The 19,890-nt window shown below is 44.3% G+C and carries 17 protein-coding genes; 9 read left to right on the top strand and 8 right to left on the bottom strand.

Annotated features, from left to right (window positions below; translation table 11 throughout):
* The first annotated feature begins 72 nt into the window (after nucleotides 1-72).
* On the top strand, nucleotides 73-1,320 hold the full coding sequence (locus T357_RS0101080; RefSeq protein WP_049962187.1) for an HAD family hydrolase: 1,248 nt from the start codon (nucleotides 73-75) through the stop codon (nucleotides 1,318-1,320).
* Nucleotides 1,321-1,417: 97 nt separating this feature from the next.
* Here the strand turns inward: T357_RS0101080 and T357_RS21635 are convergent, their stop codons facing one another.
* The gene (locus T357_RS21635) at nucleotides 1,418-2,125 is read right to left on the bottom strand and encodes a hypothetical protein (RefSeq protein ID WP_031547738.1); all 708 of its coding nucleotides are present in this window, start codon (nucleotides 2,123-2,125) and stop codon (nucleotides 1,418-1,420) included.
* Between the two features lie 256 nt (nucleotides 2,126-2,381).
* On the opposite strand from T357_RS21635, the gene T357_RS0101065 reads away from it, so the two are divergent.
* The 3 genes from T357_RS0101065 to nagA are packed head-to-tail and all read left to right on the top strand — an operon-like array spanning nucleotide 2,382 to nucleotide 6,793.
* Nucleotides 2,382-4,280, top strand: a complete 1,899-nt coding sequence (locus T357_RS0101065) for a leucine-rich repeat domain-containing protein (protein WP_081827990.1) — start codon at nucleotides 2,382-2,384, stop codon at nucleotides 4,278-4,280.
* Between the two features lie 45 nt (nucleotides 4,281-4,325).
* Entirely contained in the window at nucleotides 4,326-5,636 is a 1,311-nt protein-coding gene (locus T357_RS0101060) for a CapA family protein (protein WP_049962186.1), read from the top strand.
* On the top strand, nucleotides 5,633-6,793 hold the full coding sequence (gene nagA / locus T357_RS0101055; protein ID WP_031547731.1) for an N-acetylglucosamine-6-phosphate deacetylase: 1,161 nt from the start codon (nucleotides 5,633-5,635) through the stop codon (nucleotides 6,791-6,793). Before T357_RS0101060 ends, nagA begins: the two co-directional genes overlap by 4 nt.
* 32 nt (nucleotides 6,794-6,825) lie before the next feature.
* On the opposite strand, the gene T357_RS0101050 is transcribed toward nagA, so the two are convergent.
* From T357_RS0101050 to T357_RS0101025, 6 genes are all read right to left on the bottom strand, one after another.
* Nucleotides 6,826-7,521: a response regulator gene (locus tag T357_RS0101050; RefSeq protein WP_031547728.1), complete on the bottom strand. Its 696-nt coding sequence runs from the start codon at nucleotides 7,519-7,521 to the stop codon at nucleotides 6,826-6,828.
* Nucleotides 7,522-7,625: 104 nt separating this feature from the next.
* A complete protein-coding gene (locus tag T357_RS0101045) occupies nucleotides 7,626-9,638 on the bottom strand; it encodes an ATP-binding protein (protein ID WP_049962185.1) in 2,013 nt (670 codons plus the stop codon).
* Between the two features lie 77 nt (nucleotides 9,639-9,715).
* Nucleotides 9,716-10,363 carry a potassium channel family protein gene (locus T357_RS0101040; protein WP_031547724.1) on the bottom strand — a complete coding sequence of 216 codons (648 nt, stop codon included), beginning with the start codon at nucleotides 10,361-10,363 and terminating at the stop codon, nucleotides 9,716-9,718.
* Nucleotides 10,364-10,522: 159 nt separating this feature from the next.
* Nucleotides 10,523-11,896 (bottom strand): TrkH family potassium uptake protein, encoded by a 1,374-nt coding sequence (locus T357_RS0101035; protein WP_442944856.1) that lies wholly within the window; start codon nucleotides 11,894-11,896, stop codon nucleotides 10,523-10,525.
* A gap of 277 nt (nucleotides 11,897-12,173) precedes the next feature.
* A complete protein-coding gene (locus tag T357_RS0101030; RefSeq protein ID WP_044915736.1) occupies nucleotides 12,174-13,037 on the bottom strand; it encodes a TrmH family RNA methyltransferase in 864 nt (287 codons plus the stop codon).
* Nucleotides 13,038-13,155: 118 nt separating this feature from the next.
* Nucleotides 13,156-14,061, bottom strand: coding sequence for a LysR family transcriptional regulator (locus T357_RS0101025; RefSeq protein ID WP_031547718.1), 906 nt, complete (start codon nucleotides 14,059-14,061; stop codon nucleotides 13,156-13,158).
* A gap of 264 nt (nucleotides 14,062-14,325) precedes the next feature.
* Here T357_RS0101025 and T357_RS0101020 point away from each other — a divergent pair, with 264 nt between their 5' ends.
* Together T357_RS0101020 and T357_RS0101015 are read left to right on the top strand one after the other, a co-directional pair.
* Nucleotides 14,326-15,615 (top strand): SLC13 family permease, encoded by a 1,290-nt coding sequence (locus T357_RS0101020; RefSeq protein ID WP_031547716.1) that lies wholly within the window; start codon nucleotides 14,326-14,328, stop codon nucleotides 15,613-15,615.
* A 36-nt stretch (nucleotides 15,616-15,651) separates the two neighbouring features.
* Complete coding sequence (locus tag T357_RS0101015; RefSeq protein WP_044915734.1) at nucleotides 15,652-16,575, top strand: alpha/beta hydrolase; 924 nt, start codon at nucleotides 15,652-15,654, stop codon at nucleotides 16,573-16,575.
* A 70-nt stretch (nucleotides 16,576-16,645) separates the two neighbouring features.
* Here the strand turns inward: T357_RS0101015 and T357_RS22290 are convergent, their stop codons facing one another.
* Nucleotides 16,646-16,843, bottom strand: coding sequence for a diguanylate cyclase domain-containing protein (locus T357_RS22290; protein ID WP_197027284.1), 198 nt, complete (start codon nucleotides 16,841-16,843; stop codon nucleotides 16,646-16,648).
* A gap of 290 nt (nucleotides 16,844-17,133) precedes the next feature.
* Here T357_RS22290 and T357_RS0101010 point away from each other — a divergent pair, with 290 nt between their 5' ends.
* The 3 genes from T357_RS0101010 to T357_RS0101000 all read left to right on the top strand — a co-directional run bounded on the left by T357_RS0101010 (nucleotide 17,134) and on the right by T357_RS0101000 (nucleotide 19,800).
* Nucleotides 17,134-17,427 (top strand): diguanylate cyclase domain-containing protein, encoded by a 294-nt coding sequence (locus tag T357_RS0101010; RefSeq protein WP_031547712.1) that lies wholly within the window; start codon nucleotides 17,134-17,136, stop codon nucleotides 17,425-17,427.
* 2 nt (nucleotides 17,428-17,429) lie between these two features.
* Nucleotides 17,430-18,194, top strand: coding sequence for a hypothetical protein (locus T357_RS19805; protein WP_049962184.1), 765 nt, complete (start codon nucleotides 17,430-17,432; stop codon nucleotides 18,192-18,194).
* 277 nt (nucleotides 18,195-18,471) lie between these two features.
* Nucleotides 18,472-19,800, top strand: coding sequence for a sugar ABC transporter substrate-binding protein (locus T357_RS0101000; protein ID WP_031547708.1), 1,329 nt, complete (start codon nucleotides 18,472-18,474; stop codon nucleotides 19,798-19,800).
* Nucleotides 19,801-19,890 lie beyond the last annotated feature (90 nt).

Raw genomic sequence — 19,890 nt, 5'->3', positions numbered from 1 at the left:
GCTATAATTCAGTTATCGATTTCAATACAGGGAATCAACAATTCAAGTTCACTGATCATCAGGGGGTTAACATTGGAACGAGAAAACAGTACATCTATAGTATGGAAATATATAGCCATAGTGCTCATCGCGGTAACGATAGCTCTGACAGTTGCCATGGTCACACTTATAAACAGCAAGCTTAAGTCCCGTACGGTGGCCGAAGAAACACCGGCAAATACAATAGAAGAAACAATGGCAGAAGTGGTGGAGACCATTGGTGAAACAGTTCCCGAAACAGAAGCACCGGTTGAGCTTTCTGCAGCAGAAATGGCGGTTGAAACCGGCAACAGTATGCTTAGCTACTGGACAGATTCAGCTCTGACGAAGCAGCAGCTTATATCCTATATGTCTGACATTACAGACGAGAGCAGTCCGAATTTCATACCGGTAGATCGACGTATAGCGGTTTTTGACTTTGACGGAACATTATTCTGCGAGACAGATCCGAACTACTTTTGGTACAACCTGCTGGTTTATCGTGTTTTTGAGGACGATTGTTACAGGGCGAAAAAGTTTGAAAAAGCTACCGCTCAGAAGATAGTTGATCTTAACGAAAAAGGTAAAAAAGCAAATAACCTTCCTATGGACATTGCCAAGAGTATAGCGTCTTCATTTGCCGGCATGACTTTGGAAGAATTTGATGCCTATATTCAGAATTACAAGCAGCTCCCCATGCCGAGTTACAACGGGCTTCTCCGTGGAGACGCCTGGTATCTCCCCATGCTTCAGATAGTTGAGTATCTTCAGGCCAATGATTTCACCGTTTATGTTGTGAGCGGATCCGACAGATTTATAGTTCGAAGCATTGTGAAGAATTCTCCTCTTAATGTTCCCATGCGTCAGATAATCGGTACTGACGAAAGCGTTGTTGCCACCGGACAGGAGGATGAGGATGGTTTGAGCTATACATTTACCGGTAAGGACAAAATTGTTCTTGGAGGTCAATTCCTGAGAGGGAATGTTAACATGAACAAAACAACTGCCATCATTCAGGAGATAGGAGTGCAGCCGGTACTTTCTTTTGGCAATACCATGAGCGATGCCAGCATGGCTATGTACACCATTACCGAAAATCCGTACAAGAGCCTTGCCTTTATGCTTTGCTGTGATGATCTGGATCGCGAAAACGGTAACCTTGATAAGGCCAATGCCATGTACCAGAGCTGTGCCGAAAATAACTGGATTCCGGTTTCCATGAAGAATGACTGGACAACTATTTATGGCGACAGTGTTACAAAGAAAGTCGGGGTAGATGAAGCCCTGGCTCCTGCGGCATAAAAACGAGAGAGCGGGGATGAAACCGTCAAAAAGTTTCATCCTCGCTCTTTTTATATTGTTCATTTGGTAATCCGCTTCGTTCCCGGTGGATTACGAGTTATTCAAAGGCATGAACCGACAGCTTTGTGATATAGCCATTGGCATCGAAAGAAGTAGCACAACCAATGGTGCACAGTGAAATATATCCACCTTCATAGAGTGAACCGTACTGCTGTACAACCTGCTCGGCGGTTATAGTGATTGTAGCGCCGGTATTATAGTCATATTTATTAACCGTAGCGTTCTTTCTTACGTAAATTGGGCCTGTAACCAGAGTGTAATAGCCATGCTCACCATACTCATCATAGTAAGCTCCCAATACATCACAGTTAGGTATCTCATAGTAGGTACCCCTGTCGTAAAAGGCCGTATCGTTGCTTTGGATGATCTGTACCGGGGTTCCGCCATAACTCCAGGTTATTTCGTCAGTGTTGATCATATCAGCTACCAGGGGACTGTTGTAAATATACTGTCCTATGGTATTCACGGGCTCTTGTGTGGTTCCGGTGTTTACAGAGGGTCTTCCGTCCCATTTACCACTGGCGTCAACATAGTATCCGTCGGGAGTCCATGAACTCGTGTACATGATTCCGTCGCTTCCTAAATAGTAGTTCCCTACCCACTGGTTTTTTGCATTGGACCCGTCATCCTGCTGATAGTACCAGTCTGAGCCATACTGCAGCCATTGTCCGGCAAAAGAAGTTGCTGATAATGCAGCTGCCACAAGCGCAGTCGCGGCAATTGTTTTCATTATTTTTCTGAACATTAGATACCTCCCATCATATTCAAATATTTAGTTACTTCCCATTATAGTCAATCGGCAAAATACTGACAAATATTAAGGCAGATGCCTGAAATGTCCCTAAGAGAGAAAGATCTTGGATAGAAATCCTCTGCGGTGAACAGGACACGGATAAATGTATATATAATAAGATGTGAGATATGTGTTAAATACTGAGATTATGGTAGAATATTTCTTATAGATAACCGGTGTTTCATGTTTAAGGAAGGAACAATGTGGGATGAAACGAGTATGGATTATTTTAGTGGGGTTAATGATGTTGTTTGGATTATTCGGATGCAGATCGGAGGCCATGGGTGGTGAAAAGACCAAGGGGGAAACAGGCACCTGCGGTGAGAATATAACCTGGACTTACGATAAATCAACCAAAACTCTGACTTTCTCAGGTACCGGAGAGATGGATGCGGAGAAGTTCATGTGGTCGGATTATAAGATTAAAAAGCTTGTCATCGGCGAAGGAATTACGTCCATCGTGAGAAACGCATTTTATTCGAACCAAAACCTTACCGGTGAACTGGTGCTGCCAAGTACCTTGAAAACCATAGGCGAGTTCGCATTTTACGGTTGTGAGGGACTGACAGGTGTTCTTACGATTCCGGATTCTGTGGAGATAGTGGGCGACTATGCCTTTACGCGCTGCAAGGGATTTACAGGTATCAAACTGTCGAAGTCTTTGAAGACGATCGGAGCGGAAGCATTTGCAGACTTCGAAAATGCTGAAGGCACTCTGGAACTGCCGGAGGGTCTAGAAACCATAGGAAGATGTGCTTTTATAAGAGCCCGAAAACTGAGAGGAGATCTGATCATTCCGGATTCTGTGACTTCCATGGGAGACTGGGTTTTCAGCGAGTGCGGCTTTGACGGGAAACTGAAGCTGCCTGCAAATCTTGAAAAGATTGAGTACTCCTGCTTTAACCATTGCGAGAATTTCACCGGTGATCTTGTGATTCCGAACAGTGTTAAAGATATCGATTTCCACGCGTTCTGTGGATGCGGCTTTGATGGAACATTAACTTTGCCTAAGGGACTTGAGCATATAGGAAACGGTGGACTATCCTATATGAAAAGACTTAAAGGTTCGGTGGTGCTTCCCGACAGCCTGAAGCTTATGGAGAACAATGCCTTTGAAGGAGATGAGTGCATCACTTCGCTTAAGCTTCCGAAAAATCTGGAATACATCTGTTCCGGATGCTTCAGGGGATGCAATAGTCTTACCGGTGAGCTTGAGCTGCCCGAATCATTGCTGGTTATCGGTGACCATGCTTTTGGTGGGACTGCTTTTACCGGTGCTTTGAAGCTTCCTTCAGGACTTATTTCCATAGGTCAGGCTGCATTTTCAGCCTGCAATGGCTTTACTTCCATAGCAGGATTCCCTGAAACACTCACACATATCAAGGATAGCGCATTTTCCGTTTGTGAAGGATTAACGGGAGAACTGGTATTCCCGGACGGCCTTGCTTATGTTGGTAAGTATGCATTTACAGGATGTGCGGGCATCACAAAGGTTACCTTCGGAAACGGTATTAGCAGTGTAGGACCTGATGCCTTTGGAAAGTGCGAAGGGCTCAAGTCTGCTGAATTTACCGGTGCCATAGCCGATTACTACGGACAGGATGAGAAGCATCCGAGCTTCCCTGAGGGATGTGTGGTTAATGCTCCGGCATCTGCAGTGAAGCGTATGGACACCTGGAAGGAAAACGCGTCGAAGGCAGAGCCGGGTAAAGAGAGCAGCACCTCAGCCTCATCTGATTTTGGAGAGGAAAGAGAAGTGCCGTATTACTGGACTTCAGCGCTTACAGGCGATGAGTATGTCGGCGAAGGACGTCTTGCCGACGTTGTACTGCTTTTCGATGATGATATTTTAAGTGTAAAGATCAACGGACGCGAACTGCTTACCGTAAATTACGAAGCTGATATGAATGCGGATCCGGAGGACCGCATCGTGACCACGAAGGGTTTCTTCTGCCGTGATGGTTGGATAGAGAAGCTTTCATACGATACCGGATTTTACAGTGATGACATCCTGACAGGAACTCTAACGAAGGCAGACGGTTCAACGGAAGAAGTTCATTTCCACACCGGATCGGAGGAGAGTCTGTATATCCGACTTGAAGCATAAGTTTACCAAGACTGAAAGCTCTTGAGTTTGAAGGGAGTTGAATTGATGATAAAAAAAAGAAAAGGCTCTGCGTACTATACAAAGATGAAAGGGGGCTGGATCAATGTAAGTGTGGTGCTTCTTTTATCTCTTGCAGTTCTTTCAATCAATGTCAGTAGTATGGCTGCATCCTCTTCAGGTTCCAGGGTAGTGGGGCATGGATGGGAGCCGGAAACAAATGACTCGGGAACCGGTTTGGAGTCTGCTGGGACTCCGGGTGGTCCCGGTGCGACAGTGTCGGGATCTGCCGGTACAGAGACAGCCAAGTCAGAAGGAAAACTGACACTGATCGCCGCAGGAGATAACCTGATCCACAAAACCATCGTGGACAAGGCCTGGCATCCTGAGCTGGGGACCCATGATTTTCATTCCCTGTACACACCGATTCTCGATACCATACAGTCCCGGGATCTGGCTGTGATCAACCAGGAGACCATATTCATCTCCGACAATTCACTGATCAGTGATTACCCCACCTTCGGAACCCCGCAGATCATGGGGGAGGCACTGGTGGATACCGGATTTGACATTGTTCTTTCTGCCACAAACCACACCTGGGATAAGGGTGTTCGCGGAGTGAATGATACGTTGAATTACTGGAAGACATTCCATCCGGAAATCAAGCTTTTGGGAATTCATGACTCGCCTGAGGCTTTCAATACTATTGATTACGTGGAGAAGAATGGCATACGTCTTGCAATGTTCAATTACACCTATGGGCTGAATGGCTTTAGCGTACCCAATTCCATGTACTATATGGTGAACCTGTTGGGACAGAAGGAAAAGTTCCTGAATGATGTAAGGATTGCAGAGAATGAAGCGGACATGACAGTTTGTTTCCTGCATATCGGGGAAGAATATGTACATCAGCCAACGGCCTTCCAGCAGTCTTATGTGCACTCCCTCATTGATGCCGGCGCGGACCTTGTCATCTGTGCGCATCCTCATGTAGTGGAACCAGCAGGGTACGTTACCACTGTTGCAGGAAACACGGGCCTGGTTTTCTGGTCCTGCGGAAATCTGATTTCGGCGCAGTCCAAAGTTCCGAGAATCCTCGGCGGTCTTGCTGATGTGACCATCGAAAAAGATGATAACGGTACCAGGATAAGTTCCTGGGATTTCATCCCTACAGTCACACATTTTTCCGGAATGGACGTGAGGGTATTTCTTCTGAAGGACTATAACGACTGGCTCGCAGCAAAGAATCACGCGAACTATAATGACGGACCTCTTACTACCGCGAGGCTGTGGAACCTGTGGACCGGTGTTACCGGCCTGCCAAGAGTAGAAGAGCAGGAATCGGAGGCAAATTCTTGATATATAAAAATCTGAGAGTTTTTACGGAGAATGGTGTATTCCGTCCGGGTGCCATAGAAGTATGTGAAGATATCATTGCCAATGTTTTCTTCGGAGATGATGTGCCGCCAACCGTATCCGGTGAAAACCTCGACTGTGAGGGCGCATATTGTTTCCCGGGTATGACAGACCTTCACTTTCACGGTGCCATGAATTGTGATGCAGGTGATGCCACAATAGAAGCTCTTCAGACCATGGCGAGATATGAAGCTTCAATCGGAGTAACCTCCATCTGCCCCGCAACCATGATAGAACCGGTGGCAACATTGGAACAGATACTGAGTAACGCTGCGGATTTTCGTGATGATCAGCTCCGACATCCTGAAAAGCACACAGGAGAGGCGGAGCTTTGCGGTATAAATATGGAGGGGCCTTTTATCAGCATCGAAAAAAAGGGTGCCCAGAATGAAGCGAATATCCGGCCCTGCGATGCAGAACTTTTCAGGAGATTTCAAAAGGCCGGCAGAGGTATAGTGAAATTCATCGGGCTCGCGCCGGAGATGAAGGATCCGACGGAGTTTATAGAGACTGTCAGGAGTGAGGTTATTGTAGCCATTGCCCACACAAATGCCGACTATGATACCGCTCTTAAGGCCATGAAAGCCGGTGCAAAACACCTTGTCCATATGTATAATGCCATGCCGGAAATGACCCACAGAAACCCCGGAGTAATCGGCGCAGCCTTTGACTGTAAAGATGTTAATGCTGAGCTCATTTGCGACGGCATTCACATACACCCTTCGGTTATCCGTTCAACTTTCAAAATGTTTGGAAGGGACAGGATAATCTTGATTTCAGACAGTCTGAGAGCCACAGGAATGGGAGACGGGACCTATTTACTGGGTGGCCTTCAGTTAAAGGTGGAAGGCAAACATGCCCGGATGATGAGAGACGGCGCAATCGCAGGATCCGTAACACCGCTCCCTGATTGTGTAAGGATACTGGTGAAAGAGATGGGAATTCCGTTGGAAGATGCCATATATTGCGCAACCGTAACTCCTGCAAAGGAGCTTGGTATAGATGACAGGAAAGGATTTATCAAATCCGGGAGACAAGCGGATATCGTATTTTGGAACGAAGATCTTTCACAGAGATTTGTATTAAAGGATGGAAATTAAACTTCGTACTGACCCTTTTTCCAACTAACACTTTACAACTGATTCATCCTGTATCCGATTCCCACATGAGTCTGGATATAGACCGGGTCGGTTGTATTTTTTTCTATTTTTTTCCTGAGGTTCCCCATGGATACGCGGAGGGAAGCCATACTGCTGCTCCAGTTGTTGCCCCAGATCTCAGTTGTGAGATAGCTGTGGGTCACGACCTTTCCGACATTTTTTGCGAGAATGTTTAACAGCTTAAATTCTATGGGAGTCAGCATCTTTTCGACACCGTCAACCTCGATGGTGTTTGAAACATAATCTATCTTAAGTCCCCCATTTATGAAGATACTGCTGCTGCCGGAGATGTCGGACTGTCTCTGCAGCCTCCTTTGAACCACACGGATACGGGCAAGTAGCTCATCAACAGAAAAAGGCTTGGTCAGGTAGTCGTCGGCCCCGGCGTCCAGGGCACTTATCTTGTCCGCTTCATCCTGCCGGGCACTGACAACGATGATAGGCATCTCGCTCCAGGTACGTATCTTTTTGATAATGTCTATGCCGTCCATATCTGGAAGACCCAGGTCAAGAAGCATAACCTCCGGATTGTGGGAAGTTACCTGAAGTATTGCAGACTGCCCATTCTCCGCAGTCAGATAATTATAGTTATGAGCTTTTAAAGTGGTGGTGATGAGGTTTCTTACAGGTGCATCATCCTCAACTGCCAAAATAGTGAATCGGTTCAAAATTTTCTCCTTTATTCAAATGGTGTTATGCCAACCAGGCAAAGCTTCATAAAAGATTACTCTGAAGAATATTTAGGCAGGTAATTATCATTTCGGATAATCCATCAGTATTCCAGTTCCAGATCTGCCAGCGGCAGAGTAAATGTAAATACTGTACCCGACGGTTTATTGTCTGAAACAGAAATATGTCCTTCATGGTATTCTACGATCATTTTGCAAAGATATAAACCGAGGCCGAGACTTCGGCTGGAATCCGCAACGGTTTTCTGACCGGTGTAGAACATCTCAAAAATGCGGGCTTTATCGGAATCCGGTATTCCCGGACCGTTATCTGCTACGGAAACCGAGGCGACATTTTCTGTTGTGGTGAGCTGTACTGTTATTTCAGAGCCCACCGGAGTATATTTTATAGCATTATTAACAAGATTTGTAACCACCTGTTCTATGAGATGTACATCCACATTCACAAGAACTGTTGTATCCGCAGGGATAAATACTATACTGTGCTCCGACTGCTTTCTGTCAATGTGCCTCAGAGCTTCGTTTATGAGGTCCTCCAACAACTCTGTTGATCTGTTGGTTGTGATGCCGCGGTTAATGCCATTGTTAATACGTGTTATGGAGAGAAGGTTTTCCACAAGCTCTTTCAGCCACTCCGCATCATCATATATATCTGTATAAAGCTGTCTTTTTACATCTTCATCGTTAATGCTTCCGGACATAAGGTTGCTGGCATTTCCTGAAATAGAAGTAAGGGGAGTTCTGAGATCATGGGATAAGGACCGCAGAAGATTGGCTTGCATCTGCTCATTCTCAGCCTTATGTTTTGCTGCTTCCTTTTCTCTGCGGTTGGCATCATTTTCAAGGGCCAGGGCGCATTCACCAAGTATTGAAAAAAGGACATTATCCGAAAAAATGTCACTTTTACGATCCTCACCCGCTATTCCAACAACTGCGTAAACATTTTTATTTACCCTTGCTGCAAAGTAGGTGCATTTGGCTTCTGCGAATTCTTTTGTACCGAAACCGGCGGCATGGTTCTGATTCATAACATATTCTGCAACAGTCCGTTCAAAAACACTGTTGTACACAGTATCGGTGTTACTGTCCTTTGTGTGGTAGATGCGGCAGGATCCAAGCTCAAGAATGCCGTTAATCTTTTCTACCGGATAAACTACCACATCCGAATCCAGAAGTTTGATAATCTGCTCAGCTGCGATTCTGAGAATCTCCTTTTTCTCCTCCGCCTTATCCAGAAGCTGACTCAGATCCAGAAGAAGCCTTGTTCTGTAGGCTGTATCCTCATATTGTTTTGAGGTTTTACGAAGCCTTGAGGCAAGGGAACCCGCCAGGAAAGAGGATAAAAACATGATTATGAAGGTGATGGTATAGCTCGAGTCATAGGCAAGCAATGTATATTTCGGCGCAGTGAAAAAGAAATTGAAAACAAGTACACCCAGGAATGAGGACAAGAGACTGTAGGCGAGGCTTGTGACAAAGGTCGACAGCACCATGGTGGTCAATATGTATAAGGTTATGATATTGGCAACAGAAATACCCAGACGTGTAAAAATGAGTCCTATAACGGTGGCTATGGTCAGGGCGAGGAGACATTCCCCCAGCTCCAGCAGAGAATGCCTATATCCCGGTTCCTGCTTCTCCCGAAAGCCTTTATGAACCGCCCTGTTGTCCGGAATGATGTGAATCTCCATATCGGGGATCTCATCCACCAGTTTTTCCACGATGGTCTTTCCGAAAAAAACTTTATGCTGGTCATTGGACGGCTTTCCTATAACGATAGCGGTAACGTTATTGAAACGGGCGAAATCTGAAATCTGATAAGCTATGTCGGTGCCCGTCACAACCACTTCCTTGGCACCCAGGGAAACAGCAAGAGATTTATTACGCTGGAGGGTTACCTTACTCTTTTCCGGAAGAGTAGCGAACCCCGGAGTTTCAACAAAAATAGCCGTGAGATCCGCCCGTTCGGCTTTGGCAAGATTTGCTGCAATGCGAATAACCCGTTCGTTACTGGGGCTTGAGGATAAACACACCAGGACGTGGCGGGGTATCAGGGTTTCTGCTTCAGTTGGATGATTAATGATGTCCTGATACATGATGAATTAGTTTTCTCAATAATATTAAATGCAGGGCTTTAGGTAAAAAATTATCTTCTATACGTTTCAAAAACCTATTACAGATGGAAGCATTTCTGTATATCCTGATTCCTGCCCACCACCAGCATGGTCTCACCGGATTTAAAAACCGTATCCGGGGTGGTTTCAAGTGTGAATTCATTTCCTCTTTTAAAGCCCAGTATATTGATCTTATATTTCTTTCTTATGTCAAGCTTTCCTATGGACATACCTACCCATGCGTCAGGAATCTTCAATTCAAACATAGAGTAGTTTTCATTAAGCTCAAAATAATCAGAGATCATGTCGGAACTGTAACGTATGGCAGTCCAGTCGGCAATCTGCTTTTCGGGATAGACCACGTGGTCCGCTCCGTTCCTGAGGAGGAATTTTGCATGTACATCTCTTGAGGCTCTGGAAACAACCTCCTTTGCTCCCAGCTCCTTCAGAAGGCATGTGGTCTCCAGGGAGCTTTGAAAATCGTCACCGATTGCGACTATACAAAGATCGTAATTGGAGATCCCGAGAGATCTTAAAAAATCCTCCCTTGTACTGTCTCCTATTATACCACTTGTGACGAAGGGAAGAACTGCATTTACACAGTCTTCTTTTTTGTCTACTGCCATAACTTCCTGCTTCAGTTTGGTGAGCTCCATACAGATATGACGGCCGAATCTTCCGAGACCTATAACAAGAACAGTTTTCATTTTTATTACCTCCTGTGGCTTAACACCGAAAATGTCTGTGCTCCAAACAGACGTTGCATGGAGCACAGACCCGATAAGCACATCCCCATTTACCCCCAGCTTTGCCGGAATGGAAAGTGCGGATGAGAAGAAAGGGCGCGCTACCCGTCTTCCCGTTTATTATCCTATAGTAATGTTTCCTTCAGGCACCCGTCCGCCGCCTGTGGAATTGTCTCTGGTGGCGGCGAAGATAACCGTAAGGCCACCAACCCGTCCCAGAAACATTAACACTATGATGATGATTTTTGAAATAGATGATAGCTTCGTGGTTATGCCCATGGTGAGTCCTACTGTGCCGATGGCAGAGGCGGTTTCAAAGAGACATTCCCGAAGGGGAAGCTCGTCAAATGCTGAGATAAGGACTGCTCCGGTCAGGAAGAGGATCAGGTACATCATAAGTATGGATGAAGCCATCCTGATGGTTTTGTGGGGAATCCGTCTTCCGGAAAGAACCACGTCATCATATCGGAAAAAGGTTGCATGGGCAGCGGCCAAAATAACTCCAAAGGTTGTGATCTTGAAGCCTCCGGCAGTTGATCCGGAAGCACCGCCCGTAAGCATCAGCATGATGGTGAGGAGAATGTTTCCGTCTGAAAAAGTGCTGTAATCCGTAGTGTTGAAGCCTGCGGTTCTGGGTGTCACGCTTTGGAAAAGGGAGGTAAGAACACGCTCTCCAAGAGGAAGTGACTTGTATTCAGTGAAAAAGAAGATGACTGCAGGCATAAGTATCAGAAACAGTGTCAGCTTAAGAATGGCTTTTGTCTGCATGGAATACATCTTTACATTAAGCTTATGTTTATATATATCCTGCCATGTGAAGAAACCTATGCCTCCGATTATGATGAGAGACATGATGGTGAAATTTACGAGAGGATCCGCTGCATAGGCAGTTAAGGAAGAGTAAGGTATCTCACGTCCCATGAGATCGAAACCTGCGTTGCAGAATGCGGAAATGGAGTGGAATAAGGCATACCAAATACCTTTTACGATGCCGAAATCCCTGATCATCACGGGAGCTAAAAGCAGGGTGCCGATAAACTCGAACAATATCATGCCTTTTATGATGAAACCGGTCATCTTGACGATGCCTCCGATGCATGGTGCTGATATGGATTCCTGCATCAGGCTACGCTGACGGAGACCGATCTTTTTTCCTGACATAACAAAGAGTGCTATGGCGACGGTAACTACACCCATGCCGCCCACCTGGATGAGAGATATTAATATGAACTGTCCAAAAGGAGTCCAGGTTCTCACAGTGTCGGTAACCACAAGACCGGTAACACAGGTGGCCGAAGTAGCAGTGAAAAGAGCGTCCAAAAATGAGATATGTATCCCGTTGGAAGCACCGTAAGATGCGAAAGGAAGCATGAGAAACAGTGCGCCCATAAGGATCACCAGCATAAATCCGTAAAGAATAAGCTGGAATGATGTAAAGTGAAGCTTTTGCCGTATAAATCCAAGGATTCTTTCCCGGATAGAAACCGGAGCCATGCCTGATGAGAAGTCTGATGTGTATTGCCCGGCTGCACCAAAGATGTAAGCCTCTTTTGTACGATATCTGTTAAAATACGTCCCGTTTACTCCCGTTTCGGGATAATTGGCATAAGCTCTATATGAATCTTTCTCTATTTTATGTAACCAGTTGTCCCCGTACATGAGATCACCTTCTTGTAACTATGCGAGTCTTTTCTACACTTATATAGTCTCATTTTTCGTATAAGTTATGTGTAAATATGTACGAGCCGGGTATAAGTTTTGTATAAGGATTTTAAAGTGTCAGCTGCCAGAAGATCACTGCACTTGATGCTGCGACATTAAGGGAATCCACACCGTGGGACATTGGGATTTTGATGACATAGTCACTGGATTTAAGGGTTTCTTCCATCAGACCATCGCCCTCGTTTCCGAAAATGATGGCGAGCTTTGGCTCTTCAAGCAGTGGAGGATAGTTAATGTTTACGGACCGGTCCACAAGAGCCATAGCGGCAGTCTTGAATCCAAGTTCTTTAAGAAGATTCATTCCGGCATCCGGCCAGTCACCGGGGTTCCCTTTATCGGAAGGTATATAGGTCCAGGGAATCTGAAATACGGTTCCCATGCTGACTCTGGCGGCACGCCTGTACAAGGGATCGCTGCAGCCGGAAGTAAGCAATACGGCATCGACATTCAGCGCGGCAGCAGATCTGAAGATAGCCCCGACATTAGTCGGATTGACAACATTTTCCAGTATCGCTATGCGGCGCATATCCTTGCAGAGTTCCGTTACATCCGGAAGTACCCGTCTCTTCATAGCACAGAGGACTCCGCGGGTAAGTTTGAAGCCGGTAATCTGAGAAAGAAGATTCATTTCGCCGATATATACGGGGAGCTCATCTGAATTATCAGCAGTCAATGCTCTGAGCTTTTCCATGAGTTCGGAAGTCTCTTTTCCCTCAAGGGTTTTCCCTTCAACAAGCAGAGAAATCGGTTCATATCCGGCATCCAGAGCCCGGAAGATGACTTTGGGACTTTCGGCGATGAAAATCCCTAGATCCGGTTCATTGTAGTGGAGCAATTGTCCCTCGTTATATTGAGAAAAAATTGCGAGATTTTCATTATCAAGACCGGTAATTGTGATATATTTCAAGTTCATAATAATCTCCATTCCTTCGTATTTTGCAGGTGACATAAATAGTAATGAAAAGTATTTTCACACTATCAGTCCTTTGGCTTTGAAGTATTTTATTTAAGCAGCTGATATGATTCATCTGTTATTCCTTCACGGCTTCCAGAATAATATCTATGAGGTCTTTCATGGATTTGGACATGGCCAGATCAGAACGATAAACCAGCTGGATGTTTTCCTCTATTGGCTGTGCCTCTTTTATGGAAAGATAGCATAAATCCTTCCCAACGAAGTCGTAGGATAATGTAATGGCAATGCCAAATCCAACACGTACTGCATTGAAAAGACTGCGTATGTCACTGACCTCCATTGAAATATAGGCTTCGGGTAAATACTGATTCAATAATTTATCGGAGAAAGAACCTGAATGGGTTGTCGTATCTGTAGAAACAAAGGTTTCTTCTGCACAGTCCGAAAGGGAAACAACCGGGAAAGGGTATCCTTCGATATTTTCTGCTTTATTTATAAGAGAAGAATCCGTCGGGACCAAAAGTGAGAGGTAGCATGATTTTACAGGTATATACTTAAATCCCGGAGCAGGATCCAGATTTGTGACGAGTGCAAGATCCAGAAGTCCGTTCTCAAGATACATTTTAAGGTGACGACTTGAATCAGCATGATTTTTCAAGGTTATCCCGGGATGTTCTTTCAAGAACCTTGGAAATACTTTTGTGTACAGAAAATGTTCACGTCCCATTCCGAACCCAAACCGTACTTCCTTCTGGCGAAGATCAGCGTCCTGGTTTAATTTGTGCATGAGATCCTGATCAAGTTTCAGAATAACTCTTCCGGTTTCCACATATTCTCTTCCGGCATCTGTCAGAAGAAATTTGTGACCTGAACGAAGGAAAAGAGGAAGACCGATCTCGTCCTCTATTCGTTGAAGATATTTGGTTAATGCTGACTGCGTTATATATAATGCGGCAGCAGCCTTTGTTATGCTCTGATTTTCAGCTATCTTAATTACGTATTCATAGTCACGGACGTTCATAAGACTCTCCATTGTCGCATTTCAGTCGGGGGCGTAACCTGCAGTAAAAAATACAGGCACATTCCCTCTTATGATTAAATATTCCATTTTGGAATGTATACATGAAATATATGCGTTTGTGTAATATTCTTTGTTCATATATAGTATGCGACAGATGATAAAAAAGCAATGCATGCGACAGGATTTTTAAGAAATCCGGACGCGCGCAGTCAGTACAGATGAAAAACGCATCATATCTGACTGACATCAAGAAGGAGGGACCTTATGAGTCTGTTAACGATCTGTTTCATTATTTTCGTACTCACCATCATAGGCTATTGCAGTGGTAAGTACAGCCTTGCGGTCATAGCATTAACATCAATGATGCTTATGACCCTGACAGGATGCCTTGAGGCAAAAAAAGCACTTAGTTACTTCGCCAATTCCAATGTTATCATGGTTGGAGGCATGTGTGTTGTAGCTGCTGGTTTTAATAAAACCCAGTTCTGCATCAATCTTGCAAAGAGTATTTCAAATCTTTCCAAGGGAAGCATAACCAAAATGGTACTTGGTTATGTTGTGATCGGAGTTATCCTTTCCCAGTTCATTCAGAGCCCGGTTGTAGTATTTTCAATCGTTGCACCGATGCTTATGGCAACAGCAACCGAAATGGGAGTTCCTACAACAAAGGTACTTTTCCCTGTAGGTATAGCAATTATCTCAACCTGCTGTATTCTTCCCGTTGGTGCCGGAGCGACAGTTGCAGCTGAGCTTAACGGTTACCTTGAGTCTTATGGCTATACTGACTTTATGGTTAGCCTTGCAGATCCTATGAAGGCAAGACTTCCCATGCTCATTCTTTCCATCGTTTATTTCGGTATCTTCTGTATCAAGGGTCTTCCTTCAGAGTCACCTGTAGAGGTTCAGGATATGGCGCTTAAGAAGATGGGAGAGTCAACACTCACAAAGTTCCAGGAGTACGCATCGATTTTAATTTTCTTCGGTGATGCGCTTGCTCTTATGTTCAGTGATCAGCTTGGTCTCGACAGCTGGGCAATAACAGTTATCGGCGCACTTCTCATGATACTTACAAATGTACTTAATCCTAAGGAAGCCGGAAAGTCACTTCCACTTGGAATCCTTTTTCTTATCGTTGGTTCCAATGCAATCGCCGGAGCACTTTCAGCCACAGGCGCAGGTGAGTTCATCGGAAGCATTATCTCAGGATTTGTAGCCAGCCTCGGAAACAGCAATTACCTTTTAGGATTTATTTTCTTTGTACTTCCGTTTATTCTTACACAGTTTATGTCAAACAGAGGAACAATGCTTATATTCCACCCAATAGCCATCGCAACCTGTGCGGCCATGGGAGGAAATCCGGTAGGACTTATGATCCTTATTCAGGCAGCCTGCCTTACAGCATTTATGACACCGATGTCAACTTCAGCTACACCTTATATCATGGGACTCGGCGGATATGACATTCCGTATATGATAAAACATGGTGCATTATTTGCAGCTTTGGGATGTGTTATTTCGGTATTATGGACAATGACAGTGTTCCCTGTTATCTGATGATCAGATAAAAGCATTAACAGAGGAGAGAAACTAATGAGTGAGAATAACGATGCATTAAGCAAATTAAGAGAAGGAGCTCATGGTCTTGAACCGGACCGGGAACTTATTAAAGAGTTTCCTTTGAAAAGAACCTATGAAAAAATGATTCCCCGTGAAGGTGAAGAGGCTGTAAAGGTTTATATTTATGAACCCGAGGGCATGGAGTCCAAAGGACCTGTTCTCATAAGACTTCACGGAGGTGGTTTTGTAAAACCTTACCGCGGTCAGGACGTGAACTATTCACATGTTGTTGCTTACAACACAAAATGTCTGCTTATAGACGTGGATTACAAACCGGCTCCTGAGAAGGCATATCCTTATGCTGTTAATGAAGGTTATGCTGTAGTGAAGTACGTATACGAGCATGCTGAGGAGTTTGACATTGATCCTGAACGTATCATCCTGAGCGGTGCCAGCGCAGGAGCGAACATGGCAACCGTTATTACTCTTATGAATCATGAAAAAGAGTTAAAGGGAGAAAATCCTGATTTCAAGATCTGCCGCACCTGTCTGGCATATCCCCCGCTTGATCTTGCCGCGGATCCTGTATCTAAGCTTGGACCTGATGCAACTCCGGAATCCATCGAACTTCAGAAGAGAGGTCTTCTTTATAATGAATGGTATGCCGGTGGAGAAGACAGAACTAACTGGAGAGTTTCGCCGGTATATGCCAAGCAGGAACTGCTTGTAGGGCTTAACCCGTTCCTTGTCTGCACCGGAGGAACCGACAGTCTGGGACCTGAGGGAGAGAAGTTTGCGGCAATGCTTATTCAGGCAGGAGTATCTGTGACATGCAAGCGTCTTCTCGGCACAAGACACGGTTTCCTTACACGTCGTGTGGGTATCTTCGGAGAAGCCGAAAAGCTATACTTCGATATGGTAGAAGAAGTAAAACATCCTAAACACTGGAAGTATTAAACAAGATATTGATCTTCCGTTAAAAGAAATGACATTTAAACAGGCAGCCTTTAGTGCTTCTGCAATGATCTTAAGCATTATCACCTTGTAAATGTCCATAAGTATCGTTGATCTGCTTGAAGTGATTGACATATATGAGATAAAGTCGGATCTTATCTTGGTCTTCATGGCTCTTTGAAAGGTTATTAAACGTGTGCGTAAGCTGCTTACGGTTATTGAGCCCTGTCAGGGGATCAAGAGGAAGACATCGTTGCGTTAGGTTATCCAAAATGTTAAGAGGGATATATAAATAATCAGAAGAAACAAAGACGTTTCATCCTGTCGGGATGGGGCGTCTTTTTGTATTTATACGAAAGGAGAAACCATGGCTTCTTTTGACAGAGTAAAAAGCGGAATCCAGGAGATGGATTAGGCACTTGATAATATTCGTATGGGCGATAAGTACGCACCGTTTTCTATACTCACAGAAGAGAAACCTTTGATATAATAATCATTGAAACTTGTACATTTACGATCATATATTTGCAAGTCATTAATCGTTAATACATTGCCCGGGTGATGTATAATGCTGAACGAATATGCAATTCTATACCTGGAAATAAATATATTTTCAATTGTGCTCATAGGAAGTTTGTCATTCTTGAGGCAGAGAACAAAAATGAAGAAACTGAAGACCTTAAGGAGAGGATCAGAAATAAACTTAAGGAGCTGACCGAAAGAAAAAATGTACCCTTTGAACTCAGTGTCAGCATAGGATCTGCCTGTTCAGAGAACGGCGAAAGCCTAAGGGATCTGATATTAAAAGCTGATGAAGCTATGTATATTGCAAAGAAAAAGTTCCATAAAAGGTAATCATGAAAGATCAGAATGATTTCTTGTACGGCAATATCACAAAAGTCGTATTGATGCATTATATCCGTCTGTTTTACAGATCGGTTCTGTTCATAACAATGCTTACAGCATATGTTTATGACCGGCTGCACGGGATAAACGCTTTTTCCGATTTAACAGAAACTTACCCTGTTATAACACGGGTATTTATGGTGGTTTTCCTGGCAGAAATGTTCTTCCGGCATTTCCCATCAAAACTTGACAGTCCGGGATGCCAAAAGCAGTTTGCAGTGAACTATCAAAAAATAGATAATCAAAAGATCCACATTGAAGATAATCACTCTACGTTTAAGGTGTTTATAATCTGGATTCTTTTCAATATGGTCTTTGGTGCACTGAAACTTTCAGGCATTCTTGATGATGGAATAATGCTGCTCATTTGCAGCGCTTATTCCCTTTGTGATATCATATGTATCCTGTTTTTCTGTCCCATCCAATCCTGGTTTCTCAAAAATAAATGCTGCTGCACCTGCAGGATATATAATTGGGACTATGCCATGATGTTTACACCTCTTTTCTTTGTGAAGCCCTGCTGTCTTCATATACTGCTTGCCATGTCTCTTACACTTCTGATCAGATGGGAGCTTACATGCCACAGACATCCGGAACGCTTTTCAAAGAACTCCAACGCTTACCTTAATTGCGAAAATTGTTCCGAAAAGCTTTGTGCTCACAAGAAGCAGCTTCGTAAACTATGGAATAATATTGATAACTCAGCTAATGCTTAAAAAACACCACCGGGGACGGTTCTCGACGTCGAGAACCGTCCCCGGTGGTTTTCCGTTATCATAATGTTCGACTACTTAGTATGGAGCATTTTGCCTAATTTCTTCCCTTATATTTGTCACAATGTTATAGAATTACACTTTCCTATTGACGAGAGAAAGCTAAAGCGGTAATATGCATTCAAGAGAAGTGGAAAGGTTTCCACATTATTTTTTGGAAATACATGGAAACCTTTCCACAAACAAAAAAGGAATCATTTAATTATGAGAAAAACGGAGGATAAAAAACATGAAGAGAAGACTTATGTCTGCAATTTTGGCTGTATCAATGACTGCATCTTTAGCTGCCTGCGGTTCGTCATCGACACCTGATGGCACCGCAGCAAGCCAGTCACCATCAACTTCCGGAGGTTCTTCTTCGGACGCAATACAGATCAAGATCTGGAGTCCTACTGATGAAGTGGGAGTTGAGAACTGGTGGACAGAAAAAATGGCTCAGTGGAACAGCGAGCATCCTGAAATCCAGGTATCAAGAGAGGCCATCGACAGAGCTGATTCCTATGCATATGAGAACAAGATCACCACAGCAACTACTTCAAATGATCTTCCGGATATCCTTTTCGTAGACGGACCGACAGTTTCTTATTATGCCGCTAACCAGACCATAATACCTATTGATGAGGTCTATACTGATGAGGATAAGAAGGATTTTATGCCGAGTTCCGTTCAGCAGAATACTTACGATAACCATATGTATGCTATAGGACCGACAGAGTCGTCGGTTGCGCTCTACTACAACAAAGATTATCTGGATGCTGCCGGAATCCCGTATCCTTCAGACAGCAACATTGAAGAAGCCTGGACCTGGACAGAGTTCTACGAGAATGCAAAGAAGCTTACAACTTCTGACTACGTTGGAACAAACATTATCATGGACAAGGGCGAAGGTCTGATTTATGCACTGGAGCCATTCTTCCTCGAGAACGGGGCTTCCTTCGTAAGTGATGACGGTTCAAAGGCTGAGGGTTATGTAAACAGCGAAGCAATGGTTGAGACCATGAATTATCTCAACAAATTTATAAAGGAAGGTATAGCTAATATTGACCCCGTCAAGGATGAGTTCTTAAACGGAAAAGCAGCTACAATGCTCGGAGGTTCATGGAATATAGCTGATCTCGAAAAGTCAGATCTTAACTGGGGTGTTTCCTACTATCCTGTATCCGATGACCATAAGGCAGCTTCACCAACCGGCGACTGGACAGCAGCAGTTACAAAGGACTGCAAAAATCCCGAGGCAGCAATGGAAGTTCTCAAATGGTTCTTTAACACTGAAAATGTAGCAGATTATGCATCAGCCATCGCAAAGCCTGCTTCAAGAACTTCTTCCTATGAGAAGATGGAAGGCTGGGACAACGGTGTAAGAGCATTGTTCCTCTGGCAGCTTCAGAACACAGGTGTTGCCCGTCCAAGTACTCCTTCCTACTCAGTACTTTCACAGGGATTCGCAACAGCAATCCTTAACGTATTCTCAGGAACAGATGCAAAGTCTGAACTTGATACGGTTGCTGCAGATTTCGAGGAAGACTATGAAACCTATTACGGAAACTAATGATAAACACTCTTTTTCTCCTTGCGGAAGGCTTTCATCAGAAAGCCTTCTGCGTAAAACCGGACAAAAGAAATTAAAGAGAGAGATTGG

The organism is Oribacterium sp. FC2011, assembly GCF_000701645.1.
Lineage (GTDB): Bacteria > Bacillota > Clostridia > Lachnospirales > Lachnospiraceae > Oribacterium.
Note: the sequence above shows the minus strand (reverse complement) of the source record. Positions and strands in the feature narration are given on the sequence as shown.

What these genes read in the sequence shown, in the direction of transcription:
- T357_RS0101010 (WP_031547712.1), top strand. Translation starts at nt 17,134, where the DNA reads ATGTATAATGCTGAACGAATATGCAATTCTATACCTGGAAATAAATAT.
- T357_RS0101020 (WP_031547716.1), top strand. Translation starts at nt 14,326, where the DNA reads ATGAGTCTGTTAACGATCTGTTTCATTATTTTCGTACTCACCATCATA.
- T357_RS0101025 (WP_031547718.1), bottom strand. Translation starts at nt 14,061, where the DNA reads ATGAACGTCCGTGACTATGAATACGTAATTAAGATAGCTGAAAATCAG.
- T357_RS0101015 (WP_044915734.1), top strand. Translation starts at nt 15,652, where the DNA reads ATGAGTGAGAATAACGATGCATTAAGCAAATTAAGAGAAGGAGCTCAT.
- T357_RS0101060 (WP_049962186.1), top strand. Translation starts at nt 4,326, where the DNA reads ATGATAAAAAAAAGAAAAGGCTCTGCGTACTATACAAAGATGAAAGGG.
- T357_RS0101045 (WP_049962185.1), bottom strand. Translation starts at nt 9,638, where the DNA reads ATGTATCAGGACATCATTAATCATCCAACTGAAGCAGAAACCCTGATA.
- T357_RS19805 (WP_049962184.1), top strand. Translation starts at nt 17,430, where the DNA reads ATGAAAGATCAGAATGATTTCTTGTACGGCAATATCACAAAAGTCGTA.
- T357_RS0101065 (WP_081827990.1), top strand. Translation starts at nt 2,382, where the DNA reads ATGAAACGAGTATGGATTATTTTAGTGGGGTTAATGATGTTGTTTGGA.
- T357_RS0101040 (WP_031547724.1), bottom strand. Translation starts at nt 10,363, where the DNA reads ATGAAAACTGTTCTTGTTATAGGTCTCGGAAGATTCGGCCGTCATATC.
- T357_RS21635 (WP_031547738.1), bottom strand. Translation starts at nt 2,125, where the DNA reads ATGTTCAGAAAAATAATGAAAACAATTGCCGCGACTGCGCTTGTGGCA.
- T357_RS0101030 (WP_044915736.1), bottom strand. Translation starts at nt 13,037, where the DNA reads ATGAACTTGAAATATATCACAATTACCGGTCTTGATAATGAAAATCTC.
- T357_RS0101035 (WP_442944856.1), bottom strand. Translation starts at nt 11,896, where the DNA reads ATGGCTCCGGTTTCTATCCGGGAAAGAATCCTTGGATTTATACGGCAA.